This is a genomic window from Achromobacter sp. ACM02, from assembly GCF_014851605.1.
Classification (GTDB): domain Bacteria; phylum Pseudomonadota; class Gammaproteobacteria; order Burkholderiales; family Burkholderiaceae_B; genus Achromobacter; species Achromobacter aegrifaciens.
In genome coordinates this window covers 71168-85699 of record NZ_JACUZY010000013.1, presented here as the reverse complement: position 1 = coordinate 85699, position 14532 = coordinate 71168, and the positions used below count along the sequence as shown (strand labels likewise).

The window sequence follows — 14532 nt, the reverse complement described above, 5'->3', positions numbered from 1 at the left end:
TCGCGAATATTTCCGAATTTTCGACGCGAATGTGTAATATTTTGGATTGAAATTAGCGAAACCTTCAATTTCTTGGAAAAATCGTGCAAAGCAAGAATTTCGATCCCACGGACCTGCAGATCCTGGCCGCCTTGCAGGTCGACGGACGGCTTTCCAGCGCCGATCTGGCCGAGCGCGTTTCGCTCACCCCCTCCCCCTGCTGGCGACGCGTCAAGCGCCTGGAGGACGAGGGCGTGATCCGCGGCTACCGGGCCGAGGTCGACGTCAAGAAGCTTGGCTTCGGCGTAACCGCGTTCGTCTGGATTTCGCTGGACATGAAGGGCGCCGAGCACGTCAAGGCGTTCGAGGACGCCATCAAGGACGTGCCGGAGGTGCTGACCTGCCATTGCGTGTCGGGCCGCTACGACCATCAGCTGACGGTCATCGCCCGCGACCTGGACGCGTTCGGCGACCTGGCGCGCTACGTGCTTGGCGCCCTGCCCGGCGTGAAGGAGGTCTACACCTCCTTCGTGCTGAAAGAGGTCAAGGGGTTGGGGGATGCGATTTCATTGCCGGCGGACTGACGCACGGCATCCACGGCGGCCAGCCATCAGGCCGCGTTGAACCGCTGCAGCCACGGCAGCGCCGCTTCCAGCCGCGCGGATTCCAGCTCCGGCTGCGCCGCGCCTTCAGGCAGCGTCAGTCCCACCCGGTTATGCCAATACGTGCGCAGGCCCACCTTGCTGGTGCCGAACATGTCGTAGCCCGAGCCCGCGACGAACGCGGCCTCGGACGGCTGCACCTGCAATCGGGCCAAGGCCAGCTCATAGGGGCGCGGGTCGGGCTTGTAGTAGCCCGCCTCCTCCGACGTCACCACCACGTCCCAGTCCACACCCAGCAAACCGGCGGCGCGCTGCCCCAGACGGGCGGAACAGTTGGTGACCACGGCCAGGCGGCAATGCGGCCGCAAGGCCTGCAGCAATTCACGGGCGCCATCCCAGGCGGGCAGCTCGTCCCAGCCCGCCTCCAACGCGGCGGGTGCGGATGCCGGCAGGCCGACCGCGGACGCGGCTTCCTGCACCAGACGCTCATAGGGTTGATAGGCGCCGCAACCATAAGTGCGGCGCAGGTACTCCGCGCGCCAGGCGCGTCCGGCGGCCTCGGAGCCGGCGGCGCGGTTCCATACGGTCCAGGAATCAAGCAAGGCCGTCAGCAGGTCGAACAACACAGCCCGGGGATAGGCGGGTACTGCGGCGGGACTGGACATGTGCGGCTCTCTCGGGTGGGTACGGACCCACTATAAAGAGCAACGCAGCCGCTGTGGTTCAACCTGCGTTTACCCAGAATTAAGCCTGAACTTAATCGCGCTACCAGCGGTACGCCACCCGCGCCATGATGGTCCGCTCCAGACCGTAATAGCAGTTTGTCACGCTGTCGCACGCCGCCACATAGCGCTTGTCGAACAGGTTGCTGGCGTTCAGCGAGAACTGGTAGCTCCCCATGTCGTAGCGCAGCGCCGCGTCCACCAGCGTGTAGGCAGGCACATGCACCGCATCCGGAATGTCATTGGTCGACCCCATGTAGCGCACGCCCGCGCCGAACCACAGGCCGGCCAGCGGCCCCGTCGCCGACAGGCGGTAATCGGCCCACAGCGACGCCATGTGATCGGGAATGTAGGGCGGACGCTTGCCCAGGTTGACCGCCGTCCGCGCCGCCTTGGTCACCTTGACGTCGTTGTAGGTGTAGGACGCCAGCAGGTTCAACTGCGGCGTGACTTCCCAGGTGCCTTCCAGCTCGATGCCGCGCGAACGGATTTCGCCGGTCTGCACGCTGAAGCCGGGATGGGCCAGGTCCGCGGTCGACACATTGGTCTGCCGCAGGTCGAAGAGCGAGACCTGCGCGAAGCTGCGGGCGCCCGCCGGCTGATACTTCAGGCCGATCTCATACTGCTTGCCGCGCGTGGGCTCGAATGGCGTACCGCCGTAGCCCGCGCCCGCCACCGGCTCGAAAGACTCGGTGTACGACGCGTAAGGCGCCAGGCCGTTGTCGGCCAGGTAAACCAGCCCGACCTTGCCGCTGAATTGTTCGTCGTTGCTGCGGGTCGTGGTTTCCACGCCGGTGCGCAGGATCGTCTCGCCCGTGGTGGAACGCGCCCAATCGTAGCGGCCGGCCAGTTGCAGCACCCATTTGTCGTAGAACTTGATCTGGTCCTGCGCATACAGGCCGAACTGCCGGCGCACCTGATTGGTATCGTTGGACGCCTGCGGTGTCGCGCCGGGGAACGGCCGCCCATACACCGGGTCCCACACATTGATCGGATCCACCGCGGCCGTACGCAAGCCGTAGAGCCGGTCAAAGCGCGATTCCTGATAATCCGCGCCCAGCAGCAGCGTGTGCGCCACCGGCCCATGCGCAAGATTGAACTGCGCCTGGTTGTCCAGCGTGAACAGGTGGAAGCCCTCTTTGCTGACCAGCGAAATGCGGCGCAGGTCGGTGTAGGGTTCACGCGTCTGCACCCAGCCTCCGTTCGCCCCCAGGCTGCGGTAATCGACGTCCAGCGTGGAATAGCGCAGGTTCTGGCGCAGCGTCAGCTGGTCGTTGACCCGATGCTCGGCCAGGTAGCCGATCTGCGCCTTGCGCCGATCGGTCTGGTCGAAGGTCGGGTCACCCGTGAAAAAGTCCACCGGAATATGGCCGTTGGCGACCGGCCAGAGCGTGCCCGCAGCGGGCAGGAAGTTGGCCGTATTGCCCGTGCGATCGTGCTGGTACTGCGCGAGCAGCGTGATCGAGGTCGCCGCGCTGGGCTTCCAGGTCAGCGACGGCGCCAGCAGGACGCGGTCGTCATCGACGTGGTTGGTCTGCGTGCCGCCCTCGCGCCCCACCGCCGTCAGGCGGTAAAGCCACTGGCCCGCATCGTCCAAGGGACCGGTGAAGTCGCCGGAGAGCTGCTTGCGGTCGAAGCTGCCGTACTGCACCGCCAGTTCGCCGCTGCGCGTATCCAGCGGACGCTTGCTGACCTGGTTGACCAGCCCGCCCGGCACGGTCTGCCCGTACAGCACGGACGAAGGACCGCGCAGGACTTCCAGACGTTCCAGCGTGTAGGGGTCGACCTCCCAGCCGCCGTAACCGCCCGAGTAGGCCAGCTTCAGGCCGTCCAGATACTGACCGTTGTTGGCGACGTTGAAGCCGCGCACATAGTAGGTGCCGCGGCGCGTGTCGTAGATGGGTTCGGTGCGCACCCCTGCGCTATAGCGCAAGGCCTCGTCCACGCGGCTGACGCCCTGCGCCGCCATCTGCGCCTGGGTGATGACGCTGATCGACTGCGGTGTCTCGATCAGCGGCGTGTCGGTCTTGGTGGCGGTCGCGCTGTTACGCGCGACATAGCCGTCGACCGGTCCCCAGGCCTGCTCGCCGCTGCCGTGCACCGTGATCGGCTCCAGCGTGCTGGCGGCAGCGCCGGACGCGCGCCGAATCGTATAGCCTGCCTCGCCGCGCGCAATCGCCTCCAGCCCGGTGCCTGCCAACAAGCCGGCGAACGCCTCCCTGGGCGCCACCGTGCCTGACAGGCCCGGGCTTTGCAGCCCGGCAGTCAACGCCGGATCGAACGACAGGATCAGGCCGGCCTGCTCGGCGTAGCGATTCAGCGCGGGAGCCAGAGGACCGGGCGCCACGTTGACCGTGCGGGCAACTGCCGCAACGGACGCATTCGACGACTGCCCCCAGACGGGATGAACTGCGGCCAGCGCGGCCGCGGCGGACAGCGCGCGCAAGATACGCACTGTGAACTTGGAATGACTCATGAGCGGACGACCCTCTCCAGATTGATGGCTACTCATGAGTCATGACGAAGCAAACCGCGACAGGGACAGCGGAATGCAGATTTTTTTTCAACGACGCTGCACCAGCACCAGCCAGGACGTGTATCGGTTCACCGTGATGGGGAGGCTGGCCGCCAGCGATGCCAGGGCCTGATCGGGCGCTTCCAGCGGGAATACGCCCGACACGCGCAGGCCATCCAGAGAACCCGCGTCGTACTGCAGGCGCCCCTTGCGGTAGCGGCTCAGCTCCGCCAGTACATCGGCCAGTGGCTGGTTATCCACCACCAGGCTGTGCCGTGTCCAGGCTAGCGCCTGTTCTGCGTCTACTGGTTCAACCTCGCCGACTTGGCCCGCGCCCATGCGCACGCGCTGCCCCGCCGCCAGATCGGCGCACACCGGCGCGGGAGCCTGAGCGCAGGCCCGCACACGGGATTCCTGCACGACCACATCCGTATGGCCGTCGCCGCGCCGCACCGCATAACGCGTGCCCAGCGCCTGCGCCGTGCCGTCCGGCGTCTGCACCACGAAGGGCCGTCCCGCGTCCTCGTGCGCCACGTCGACGAGGATCTCTCCTTGCCGCAAGGTGATCAGCCGTTGCCGGGCATCGAAGCGCACGTCGATCGCCGAATCGCTGTTCAAGGTAATGCGGCTGTGGTCGTCCAGTTCGATGACGCGCCACTCGCCGACTCCGCTGCGGTGATCGGCCAGCAGCCAGGCCGGCGGCGCCATGCGCCACAGGCCGGCCCCACACACCAGCAATGCCAGCGCGGCCGCTCCCAGTGCGCGGCGGCCGGTACGCGGCTTGCGGTCGGCCTGCTCCAGGATGCGGCGGGCTGCCGCAGGCGAATCGAAGGCCGCGGCCCGGTCGAAACTTCCCCAAAGATCCTCAAGCCGGCGATAGACCCGTTCGTGCTCGGGATCCGCGGCCCGCCACCGCAGACAGGCTTCGCGGTCGGCGTCGCTCGCGCACTCATCGCGCAAGGTGGCCATCCATTGGGCCGCGTCCGTCACGACGCAAGGAATAGCGTCTGCCTTCACGCCGCCTCCATCACCAAGTAGCAATGGGCAAGCGCGCGCGCGACATACTGCTTCACCATGCTGGAAGAGACGCCCAGTTCGACCGCGATCTCGCCGTAGTTCCATCCCTCCAGCCGATGCAGCAGAAAGGCGCTACGCGGCTTGGCGGGCAAGGCATCGAGCATGCGCGCCAGTTCCGCCAGGATCTCGACGGTTTCCAACAACTGTTCGGGAGCGGGCGATGTCTCGCCGCCATGCAGGATGGCCCAGCTTTCCAGGCAAACCGCCTCAAGCTTGCGCCGCCGTGCGTCGTCGATCACCAGCCGGGTGGCGGTCGTCGTGAGGTAGGCGCGCGGCGTCCTGATCGCCGCCAGATCGTCGCGGCCGATCAACCGCACAAAGGTGTCCTGCGCGAAATCAGCCGCGTCGCAGGACGAGCCCAGCTTGCGGCGCAGCCACCCGACCAGCCAGCCATGATGATCGCTGTACCAGGTCAACAAGGCCGCGTGGCGGGCGGTATCGGGAGCGGACATGGTGCGCGCGAGGAAATACTGGAATAAGAATGATTAGCAATCATATCAAAGTCCATGCCCCGCCATCGCGCTTTTTCCACCGCTGCGCGGATGCGTTTTCCCTACACCCGGCGATTCACGCAGCCTGCCCTGACATCAGCTTGACGCGGCAAAAACAAAAGGCCGTTGACGATGACGTCAACGGCCTTTGAAATTCTGGTGGGCTGTGAGTGGCTCGAACACTCGACCTACGGATTAAGAGTCCGCTGCTCTACCAACTGAGCTAACAGCCCTGCAACTTCACTCAGTCTCGTCCGCTTTGCTGCGCGTTGTTTAGTCCGCTGCCGCTGCGTTTCGTTATGTGTGTAGTGCGAAGAAGCAAGATTATATGCAGCTTTTTTGGTTTGTGCAAGTCAGGTGGAAAAAACTTTTTCCAGACCGGCCTCAAGCCGCAAATCCGCCGTCCACCGCCAGGCTCGCGCCCGTGACGTAGCGCCCTTCCGGCCCGGCCAGGAACGCCACCATGCCGGCGATGTCACGCGCTTCGCCGTAGTGCGGCAAGGACAGCACCGCCACCAGGTCCGCCGCATGCGCGCCGTCGGCGGGATTCATGTCGGTGTCGATCGGGCCGGGGTGCACTACGTTGGCGGTGATGCCACGTGCGCCCAGGTCGCGCGCCAGGCCCTGGGTCAGGCCGACCAGCGCGGACTTGCTGGCGGCATACAGCGCGACACCGGCGCGGCCCGCGCGGCCTGCCAGGCAGCTGCCGATGTTGATGATGCGTCCGCCGTCCGGCATGGACGCCTGTGCCGCCTGGATGGCGACGAAGGGCGCGCGCACGTTGACGTCCATGGTGCGCTCGTAGTCGTCGAGGCTGGTCTCGCCGATCGCGCCGGTCAGGAAGATGCCGGCGTTGTTGACCAGCACGTCGATGGGGCCCAGCTCGGCGATGGCCCGGTCGACCGCGCCGCGGACTGCGGACGCGTCTGCCGCATCTGCCTGGATGGCGAGCGCGCGGCGCCCGTCCACCGACAGTTCACGCGCCAGCGCCTGCGCACCGGCGGCCGAGGAGGCGCTCACGTAAGTGAACGCCACGTCGGCGCCATCGGCTGCAAGGCGGCGCACGATGGCGGCCCCGATACCCCGGCTGCCGCCGGTGACGAAGGCAATTTTTCCAGTCAGATTCGGCATTGCGATACCCATATTTGTAGTGATCAGTACAAATATATTCGCCGAGCCCTCCATCGCCCGTCAACTATTTTTTTATCAATCACCACAAAAATCCCTGCCGGGTAAAATCACGCCTATGGCAGAACGTGGGCGCCCCAGGAACTTCGACCGTGCCCAGGCCTTGCGCAAGGCCATGGACGTCTTCTGGTCGAAGGGATATGACGGAGCATCGCTGACCGACCTCACGGCGGCGATGGGCATCAATTCGCCCAGCCTCTATGGCGCATTCGGCTCAAAGGAAGGACTATTCCGCGAAGCGGTGGAGCTCTACCGCGAGACCGAGGGTGGCTCGGCCCGGCGTGCGCTGCAAGAAGCGCCCACGGCGCGCGAAGCCATCCAGTCCATGCTGCTGGCGTCCGCCGAACGCTTCACCGCTCCCGGCACGCCCTCGGGCTGCATGATCGTGCTGAGCGCGCCGGCAGGCTGCGTAAATCCGGCCGGCGTGGGCGACTTCCTGGGCGACAACCGCCGCGACATGCAAAGCCGCATCCTGGCCCGCCTCAATGCCGGCGCCTCGCATGGCGAACTGCCGGCCGGCGCCGACCTCAAGAGCCTGGCCGCCTTCTACACCACCGTGCTGCACGGCATGTCGATCCAGGCGCGCGACGGCGCCAGCCGCAAGACCTTGCAAGCCGTGGCCAGACAGGCAATGAGAGCCTGGGACGCGCTGACCGAAAGCATACCCAACGGATAACGTCATGTTCCGGATCAATCTGCGGCATCTCATCCTGTGGATCAGCTTGCTGTCGGTTGTGCTCGCGCTGATGGGCAGCCTGCATGCCAGCTACCTGGTGCAGCGCGACCTTCTGCTGCGCACCGCGCTGGAACTCAATCAGGCCTACGCTTCCAAGCTGGCTTCCGTGACCGACGTGTTCCTGACCGACCTCAGAAACTATCTGTCGTATAGCGCGGAAATGCTGACCGACATGGAAGTGCACCCCGAACACATGGTGGCCGAGACGCAGCGGCAGGAACGGCAACTCGGCCAATTCAACTCCACGTTTGTCGTGTCGCCGCAAGGCAAGGTACTGGCGGCATCGACATCAGACCGCGCGTTACTGGGCCAGCAGCTGAACAGCGAGGCCGTCAGGCGCGCGCAGGCAACCTTGCTCCCCACGGTCAGCCCTCCGTTCCTGGACCTCAAGAACCGCTGGCTGATCCTGTACACCCACCCTATTTTCTCGGCCGACCACCGCTATCTGGGGTTTCTCGGCGGCACTCTCTACCTGCATGAGCACAACATGCTGGATCACCTGCTGAGCCAGCACTTCTACCGCGGCGACTCCTCTCTTTACGTCATCGATCGCAACGGCACCCTGATCTATCACCCCGACCGCGGCCGGTTGGGACAAAGCGTCTCCAAATCCGACGCGTTCGCCCCCGCCTTGCGGGGCGAAACCGGTGAAATGCGCTTCACCGACGACGACGGCCACGCCTTGCTGACGGGCTATGCGCCAGTGCCCGGCATGGGCTGGAGCATCATCGCGCAACGCCACGTCGACGCCACGTTGCAGCCCCTGGGCGATCTGCTTCTGACCACGGCTCTCCATACCCTGCCCCTGCTGCTGCTTTCCGTGGCTTCCATCTGGCTGCTGTCGCGCTGGATCGCCCGGCCGCTAGGCGAACTGGCCGGCATCGCCAAGCACATGCAGAACGCGGATTCGGCGGATCGCATCCGCGACGTGCGCTCCTGGTACTTTGAAGCCGCGCAACTCAAGCGCGCGCTGCTGGCGGGCCTGTCCTCGATCCATCACAAGATCCGCGACCTGCGCCGTGAAACCACCACGGATACCTTGACGGGCCTCTTGAACCGGCGAGGAATGGACGAGGCGCTGGCGCTGCTGCAAGCCGAGAAGCAACCGGTGGCCGCCGTGGTCATCGACATTGACCACTTCAAGCACATCAATGACCGCTACGGCCACGCGGTGGGAGACCGCGCACTGCAGTCCCTGGCCAAGCTGATGGGCGAAGGTTCGCGCAGCGGCGACACCGTGGCGCGCGCCGGCGGCGAAGAGTTCGTCATGCTGCTGCCCGGCGCCCCCCTGGAAGCCGCCATCGCGCTGGTCGAGCGGCTGCGCCAGCGCATTGCCACGGAGCCGGGTGCCGTCGCCACGCCCCTCACCATTTCGGCAGGCGTGGCGGCCTACCCCGCACATGGCGCGACGCTCGACGCCGTACTACAGCGCGCCGACCAGGCGCTCTACTACGCCAAGAACCATGGCCGCAACGCCGTCTGCGTCGCGGACGACGATGCCCAGGCCGGAGCGCGCCGGGCCTCGCCGGCCTGAGCCCTATTTGCCTTTGGGCTGAGCGGGCGGCGGGGCCTTGGGCGGCACGCGCATCTCCTTCAGCAAGGGGCCGCAGGCATTGTCGTCGGTGGTGCTGGGCGCAACCAGCGCCAACAGCCCGGCGGCCGGCGTCAGCAGTACGCCCAGGGCCACCATGCCCGCGCCACGCGCCGCCAGCGGCAACACATGCACGCCCACGTCCGGCGATCCGAACGTACCCCGCACATACAAGGGAGAGCGCAGCGAGAAGATGCGGAAGCCCTTGCTGTCCGGGGTGATGTCCAGGTCCATCTTCTCGTTCTTGAAGTCAGCCGTGCCGGTAATGCTGATCAGCGCGTTCTCGGTGTCGAACACGAACACGCGCGGCGTCATGACGCCGTTCTTCATTTCCAGATCGGCCGCGCCGCAATTGATCTTCACCTCGTCGTCGCCGAACAGCTTGGAGACGACGTAGTTGCCCACGTTGAGCCCCGCGATCTCCATCAGGCTGCGGCTGATGACGCCATCGTTGACCAGCATTTTCACATCGCCCGTCGCCGTGCCCAGCAAGGCGGCCACCGAATTCCCCGCGCCGCTCACCGCCATGTCGCCATTCAGCTCGCCCAGCGTTTTCTGCATGGCGGCTGTGGCGGGAAACAGCTGCTTGAGCCGCAGGCGGCGCGCGCTGATGTCCACGCGCCCGGTCAGGGTCGAGCCGGAGCCGTCCAGCCGTATGGTGGAATTGATGTTGCCGCCGGCCATGCCGAAGCGCAGGGGGTCGAGCGTCAGCTTGCCGTCCTGCAGCACCAGGTGCACGGACAGGTCCGACAGCGGCAGCTTGCTGTCGTGCACGATGCGGCCGGCGTCCAGCGCAACGTCCGCATCCATGTCACGCCAGCGGTCCGTGCGGAATGCCTGCGTGGGCAGCACCTTGCCGCCCTTGGGCTTGGCCGGCGCGTCCTTGGCCTTGTCCGTTGCGGCGCCCGCCACCTTGCCCGACGGCACGCCGATCAGCGGCCCCAGGTCCTCCATGCGCAATTGTTTGGAGGAAAGCTTGCCGGTCAGCTTGGGCCGGGGCATACCCAGTGCGAAGCTGATGTCGCCATGCAGATCGCTGTTGCCTACCTTGCCGTTGAAATCCTTGTAGTCGAACACCGCCCCGCCGGGATTGCGCAGCTTGGCCACCAGATGGCCGTCAGTGGAATACGGCGGCGTGTCCGGCAGGGTGACACCCGTCAGCGGGTACAGTTGCGCCATGGACGCGCCCGACAGCTTCAAACGCAGATCCAGCGAGCCAAGATTGACCGGATCGGTCAAGGTCCCCGCGACTGACGCCCGGGTACCGCCGATGGTCACGTCCGCCTGCACAGGAAAAGGCTGGCTGGCGTCCTGCAGGGCAAGCATGCCGCCAACCTTGCCTTCGCCCTTGGTGGCCAGGCCCTTGAACTTGCCGTCCAGCTTCCAGCCGAATACGTAGTCGCGCGGCGACGTCGCGGCGCCACCCTCCGGTGCCGCGAAGGCCGTCCCGGCTACGTCCGCGAACGGCACTGGCTTGCCCAGCGGATCCACCATCACGGTCAGGTCCGCCTTGAGGACTTCGTCCACCAGCGCCGCGCGGCCCTTGTCAAAGCCGATCTCGTTGATGTCCAGCACCCAGGGCGAAGGCTCGCCGGTTTCTGGCAACGTAAATTCCCAGTTGGCGCGGCCGTCGGCCAGGCGCTGCAAATCGGCGGCGGGTTCGGTCAGCTGGATGCGGCGGATGACCACGCGCTGGCGCAACAGCGGCAGGAGCGCCAGGCTGAACTCGCCGCGCTTGAGGGTTGCGAACTGGGGGGCCTTGGCCCAGGGCACATTGGCCACCGAGATATCGTTGGCAATCACATGCGGCCATGGCACCCAGGCCCGCCAGCTGCCTTCATCGGGCTCGCGAGTCCATTTGACGCTGAGATCGCCGTTGATGGCAAAGGGGCGTCCGATCGCGGCGCTGGCCCGTTCGTTGATGAAGGGCTTGGCGCGGTTCCAGTCGAAGGTGGCGATCACCGCCACCAAAATCGCCACGAGGAGCGCCGCTCCCCCTACAATCCCGATCGCTATTTTTCCTGAGCGCGTCATGGTTATTATCCTTGGCATTGCGGCCGGCGCACCGCTACCGGCCCTCGTTACCTTTAAGGGTATCGCGGCCCGCAGGGCCAGCCAGGCTTTCCGGCCCCATAATGTGTGCGGATTTTTCCTCGCCCGGCTCTCCAGGCGGCGGCGCCCGGCGCGTGCCAGCCGGGGTTTGCACAGCATGGCGCGTGCCCAGCCCTGGGACGGTCGGTTACAAACCGAAATGGCTTCCTACGGCGAAATGTGACCCAGACGTCGGCGCCTACCGAATTTTCGACGCCGGTCACGCTCAAATGCCTGAACGACAGACCCCGGCCCCTCTGACCGGGCAGCAGAACAACCTGGAGGCCCGATGCGGCATTCGACCTTGATTTTCGTGGTAGCGGCATTTGCGCTGCTGACGCTCAGCCGCCTGGCGCTGGCCGCCTGGCAGTCCAAGCGCGTGCGCGATGCCGGGGGGCTCCTCCCCCTGCTGCTCGGCGGGCTGCGCATCGACGCGCACCAGATCGCCGTGCTGGCGGCGCTGCCGGCCGTGCTGTCGCCCTTGTTCGGACACATCCCGCTGGCCGCCACGCTGGCCGGCTACTGGTATTTGGTCGCCTTCATCCTGCTGGCCTTCCTGGAAGTGGCCACCCCGCCCTTCATCCTGGAATACGACTCCCGCCCCAACCGCCTGTTCGTCGAATACCTGAAGCATCCGCGCGAAGTCTCCGGCATGCTCTGGCGCGGCTACAAGGGCGCACTGGTGGGCGGTCTGGCCGTCGTGGGCCTCATTGGTTGGGGCGCCTACGGCCTGTTCGGCCACGCCCTGCCCGACGCGCAACTGAGCTGGTGGCAGATGCCGCTAGCCAGTCTGGCGATCCTGGCCATCGTCATCCTGGCCATCCGCGGCACGCTGGGCCACCGCCCGATCAACCCGTCCTCGGTCGCCTATAGCTCGGACGGCATGCTCAACACGCTGGCGTTGAACTCGCTCTATAACGTGTTCTATGCCGTCTACAGCATGAAGAACGAAAAGTCCGCCTCCGCCGTGTACGGCGGCATGGACGACGACAAGATGCACGCGAGGGTGCTGGCCCAGGCCGGCCTGCCCAACCCGCCCGCCAACCCCGACTACCCCAGCCTGCACCGCCAGGTGGCCACCCGCAAAACGGCGCGGCCGCTGAACCTGGTGATCATCCTGGAAGAAAGCCTGGGCGCGCAGTATTGCGCCGGCCTGGGCGGAGCCGACCTGACGCCGGAACTGGACGCCCTGGCGCGCGAAGCCTGGACCTTCACCCGCGCCTATGCCACCGGCACCCGCTCGGTGCGCGGGCTGGAAGCGGTGGTCACGGGCTTTCTGCCCACTCCGGCGCAGGCGGTGCTGAAGCTGCCGCGCTCGCAGCGCGGTTTCTTCTCGCTGGCCGACCTGCTCGGACGCCATGGCTACCATTCGCGCTTCATCTACGGCGGCGAATCGCACTTCGACAACATGAAGGGCTTCTTCCTGGGCAACGGTTTCAAGCAGATCGTGGACCGGCCCGATTTCGTGGACCCGGCCTTCGTCGGCACCTGGGGCGCGTCGGACGAAGACATGTTCAACCAGCTTGACCGGCTGCTGCGCGAAGACGGCGACCAGCCCACCTTCACGCTGGCCTTCAGCGTGTCCAACCATTCGCCCTGGGAGTACCCGGCAGGCCGCATCCAGACCGACGGCAACCCGGCCACCGTGGAAAACACCGTGCGCTACGCCGACTGGGCGCTGGGCCGCTTCTTTGAACGCGCCAAAGCCTCGCCGTACTGGGAGAACACCGTGTTCCTGATAGCGGCGGACCACGATTCCCGCGTCTTCGGCGCCAGCCTGGTGCCCGTGCGCCACTTCCATATTCCGGCCGTGATCCTGGGCGCCGGCATCGAGCCGCGCCGCGACGACCGCCTGATCAGCCAGATCGACCTGGCGCCGACCCTGCTGTCGCTGATAGGCGTGGACACCGAGCACCCGATGATCGGCCACGACCTTACCCGCAGCACGCCAGGCCGGGCGATCATGCAGTACGACAACACCTACGGCTATCTGAAGGAAGACGATCTGCTGGTGATGGCGCCCAACAAGACGCCGCTGCAATATCGCTACACGGCGCCCGAGGAATACGCACCCGTGCCGCTGGATCCCGAGTTGGCGGCCGAGGCGCTGGCGCATGCGCTGTGGCCCAGCTGGGCCTATCGCGAAGGCCGCTACAGCCTGCCGGAACAGGCTGGCGCATCCTCCGCCTCCGGCGACAAGCCGGCCCTGTGAGTTCCCTGCCCCGCGGCCGCTACGCCGGCCGCTTGAACGCTTTGCGGGCTTTCTCGCTGGCGGCGTGGCAATGGCAATCGGGGCTGTGGTCATTCACCATGCCCACCGACTGCATGAAGGCGTAGACGGTGGTGGGCCCGACAAATTTCCAGCCCAGTTTCTTCAGCGCCTTGGACAAGGCCTCGGATTGCGCCGAGGTCGAGGCGCCGCGGGTCGACGGCGCCCCCTTCGGGGCTTCGAAGCGCCACAGGTAGGCGCCCAGCGAGCCTTCGCGCTCGATCATTTCCAGCGCACGGGCGGCATTGTTGATGACGGCTTCGATCTTGCCGCGATGGCGCACGATGCCGGCGTCGTCCAGCAGCCTCAACACCTCTTTTTCGCCGAAGCGCGCCACCTTGGCGGGCTCGAAGTTGGCGAAGCCGCGGCGGAAGGCGTCGCGCTTGGACAGGATGGTGCGCCAGCTCAACCCCGACTGGAATCCTTCCAGGCAAAGCTGCTCGAACAGCGCCCGGTCGTCGCCCTCGGGGTAGCCCCATTCAGTGTCGTGGTAGGCCATGTACTCGGCGGACGTGTCCACCCAGCCGCAACGGATCAGACCGTCGGGGGATTCGATGTTGGCGTTCAAGGCAGGCTCCTGGGCGCTATCGGGGCTACCGATGCTACCGCAGCAACGTCCCCGATAAAAGTCCGCCCATGCGCAAAAAAGCATGGCGGCCGCCGATCATATCCCGCTACTATTTGCAGCCCTGATCCCGCGCCGGCCCTGTCCGCGCGCATCCCGGCGCTGCACGGGGGGTCTGCATCATGCAGCCCGTTTTGCGAGCCAGCCGGGGCCTGGACAGGTTTTCAGCCTTCCGCGCGCCATGTCCCTGCTAGAGTCCTCTCTTATTTCCTTCGTCTCTCCCGCCGTCCTGGCAGGCGACGACCCGGCCGCCAACCCCTGTCTGGACTGCGGGGCGTGCTGTGCGCATTTCAGGGTGTCGTTCTATTGCGGCGAACTGGCAGGCGAGAACGGCGGCCATGTGCCGGTGGAACTGGTCACCCAGATGAGCCCGCTGCGCGCGTGCATGAAGGGCACGGAAACCGGCGGCGGCCGCTGCATCTCGCTGCGCGGCGAACTCGGCCAGCCCGGCATCCATTGCGCCATCTACGAAAACCGCCCCACGCCGTGCCGGGAATTCGACATCTGGATGCCGGACGGCTCGCCCAATCCGGATTGCCAGCGCCTGCGCCTGGCGCTGGGATTAGCCCCGGTGCCGCCCCGGCCGGACGCCGAGAACGATCCGCAAGGCCCCCTGCACCCCAACCAGCCCGCCGCGGCCTGAGTC

General features: G+C 66.2%; 12 protein-coding genes and 1 tRNA gene. 5 read left to right on the top strand and 8 right to left on the bottom strand.

What is annotated here, in order from left to right; all coding sequences use genetic code 11:
• Positions 1-83: 83 nt before the first annotated feature.
• Positions 84-563, top strand: coding sequence for an Lrp/AsnC family transcriptional regulator (locus IB258_RS29005; protein ID WP_054457549.1), 480 nt, complete (start codon positions 84-86; stop codon positions 561-563).
• A 26-nt stretch (positions 564-589) separates the two neighbouring features.
• On the opposite strand, the gene IB258_RS29000 is transcribed toward IB258_RS29005, so the two are convergent.
• The 6 genes from IB258_RS29000 to IB258_RS28975 form a co-directional block, all read right to left on the bottom strand.
• On the bottom strand, positions 590-1246 hold the full coding sequence (locus IB258_RS29000; RefSeq protein WP_175163521.1) for an HAD family hydrolase: 657 nt from the start codon (positions 1244-1246) through the stop codon (positions 590-592).
• Between the two features lie 100 nt (positions 1247-1346).
• Positions 1347-3779, bottom strand: coding sequence for a TonB-dependent siderophore receptor (locus tag IB258_RS28995; protein WP_192353539.1), 2433 nt, complete (start codon positions 3777-3779; stop codon positions 1347-1349).
• Positions 3780-3866: 87 nt separating this feature from the next.
• Positions 3867-4835 carry a FecR family protein gene (locus tag IB258_RS28990; RefSeq protein WP_175213800.1) on the bottom strand — a complete coding sequence of 323 codons (969 nt, stop codon included), beginning with the start codon at positions 4833-4835 and terminating at the stop codon, positions 3867-3869.
• A complete protein-coding gene (locus IB258_RS28985) occupies positions 4832-5347 on the bottom strand; it encodes a sigma-70 family RNA polymerase sigma factor (protein WP_054457552.1) in 516 nt (171 codons plus the stop codon). The genes IB258_RS28990 and IB258_RS28985 overlap by 4 nt, the downstream gene beginning before the upstream one ends.
• A gap of 196 nt (positions 5348-5543) precedes the next feature.
• A tRNA-Lys gene (locus tag IB258_RS28980) sits at positions 5544-5619 on the bottom strand.
• A gap of 151 nt (positions 5620-5770) precedes the next feature.
• The gene (locus tag IB258_RS28975; protein WP_125472060.1) at positions 5771-6517 is read right to left on the bottom strand and encodes an SDR family oxidoreductase; all 747 of its coding nucleotides are present in this window, start codon (positions 6515-6517) and stop codon (positions 5771-5773) included.
• Positions 6518-6632: 115 nt separating this feature from the next.
• On the opposite strand from IB258_RS28975, the gene IB258_RS28970 reads away from it, so the two are divergent.
• Entirely contained in the window at positions 6633-7250 is a 618-nt protein-coding gene (locus IB258_RS28970; RefSeq protein WP_054457553.1) for a TetR/AcrR family transcriptional regulator, read from the top strand.
• Positions 7251-7254: 4 nt separating this feature from the next.
• On the top strand, positions 7255-8844 hold the full coding sequence (locus IB258_RS28965; RefSeq protein WP_192353538.1) for a sensor domain-containing diguanylate cyclase: 1590 nt from the start codon (positions 7255-7257) through the stop codon (positions 8842-8844).
• A 3-nt stretch (positions 8845-8847) separates the two neighbouring features.
• On the opposite strand, the gene IB258_RS28960 is transcribed toward IB258_RS28965, so the two are convergent.
• On the bottom strand, positions 8848-10935 hold the full coding sequence (locus tag IB258_RS28960; RefSeq protein WP_175213797.1) for an AsmA family protein: 2088 nt from the start codon (positions 10933-10935) through the stop codon (positions 8848-8850).
• A gap of 346 nt (positions 10936-11281) precedes the next feature.
• Between IB258_RS28960 and IB258_RS28955 the strand changes: the two genes are divergently transcribed.
• Positions 11282-13204, top strand: coding sequence for an LTA synthase family protein (locus IB258_RS28955; protein WP_192353537.1), 1923 nt, complete (start codon positions 11282-11284; stop codon positions 13202-13204).
• A gap of 19 nt (positions 13205-13223) precedes the next feature.
• On the opposite strand, the gene IB258_RS28950 is transcribed toward IB258_RS28955, so the two are convergent.
• Positions 13224-13829 carry a DNA-3-methyladenine glycosylase I gene (locus tag IB258_RS28950; protein ID WP_119451423.1) on the bottom strand — a complete coding sequence of 202 codons (606 nt, stop codon included), beginning with the start codon at positions 13827-13829 and terminating at the stop codon, positions 13224-13226.
• A 238-nt stretch (positions 13830-14067) separates the two neighbouring features.
• On the opposite strand from IB258_RS28950, the gene IB258_RS28945 reads away from it, so the two are divergent.
• Entirely contained in the window at positions 14068-14529 is a 462-nt protein-coding gene (locus IB258_RS28945; RefSeq protein WP_059373686.1) for a YkgJ family cysteine cluster protein, read from the top strand.
• Positions 14530-14532: the final 3 nt, after the last annotated feature.

What these genes read in the sequence shown, in the direction of transcription:
- IB258_RS28985 (WP_054457552.1), bottom strand. Translation starts at nt 5,347, where the DNA reads ATGTCCGCTCCCGATACCGCCCGCCACGCGGCCTTGTTGACCTGGTAC.
- IB258_RS28965 (WP_192353538.1), top strand. Translation starts at nt 7,255, where the DNA reads ATGTTCCGGATCAATCTGCGGCATCTCATCCTGTGGATCAGCTTGCTG.
- IB258_RS29000 (WP_175163521.1), bottom strand. Translation starts at nt 1,246, where the DNA reads ATGTCCAGTCCCGCCGCAGTACCCGCCTATCCCCGGGCTGTGTTGTTC.
- IB258_RS28955 (WP_192353537.1), top strand. Translation starts at nt 11,282, where the DNA reads ATGCGGCATTCGACCTTGATTTTCGTGGTAGCGGCATTTGCGCTGCTG.
- IB258_RS28975 (WP_125472060.1), bottom strand. Translation starts at nt 6,517, where the DNA reads ATGCCGAATCTGACTGGAAAAATTGCCTTCGTCACCGGCGGCAGCCGG.
- IB258_RS28970 (WP_054457553.1), top strand. Translation starts at nt 6,633, where the DNA reads ATGGCAGAACGTGGGCGCCCCAGGAACTTCGACCGTGCCCAGGCCTTG.
- IB258_RS28995 (WP_192353539.1), bottom strand. Translation starts at nt 3,779, where the DNA reads ATGAGTCATTCCAAGTTCACAGTGCGTATCTTGCGCGCGCTGTCCGCC.
- IB258_RS28960 (WP_175213797.1), bottom strand. Translation starts at nt 10,935, where the DNA reads ATGACGCGCTCAGGAAAAATAGCGATCGGGATTGTAGGGGGAGCGGCG.
- IB258_RS28945 (WP_059373686.1), top strand. Translation starts at nt 14,068, where the DNA reads ATGTCCCTGCTAGAGTCCTCTCTTATTTCCTTCGTCTCTCCCGCCGTC.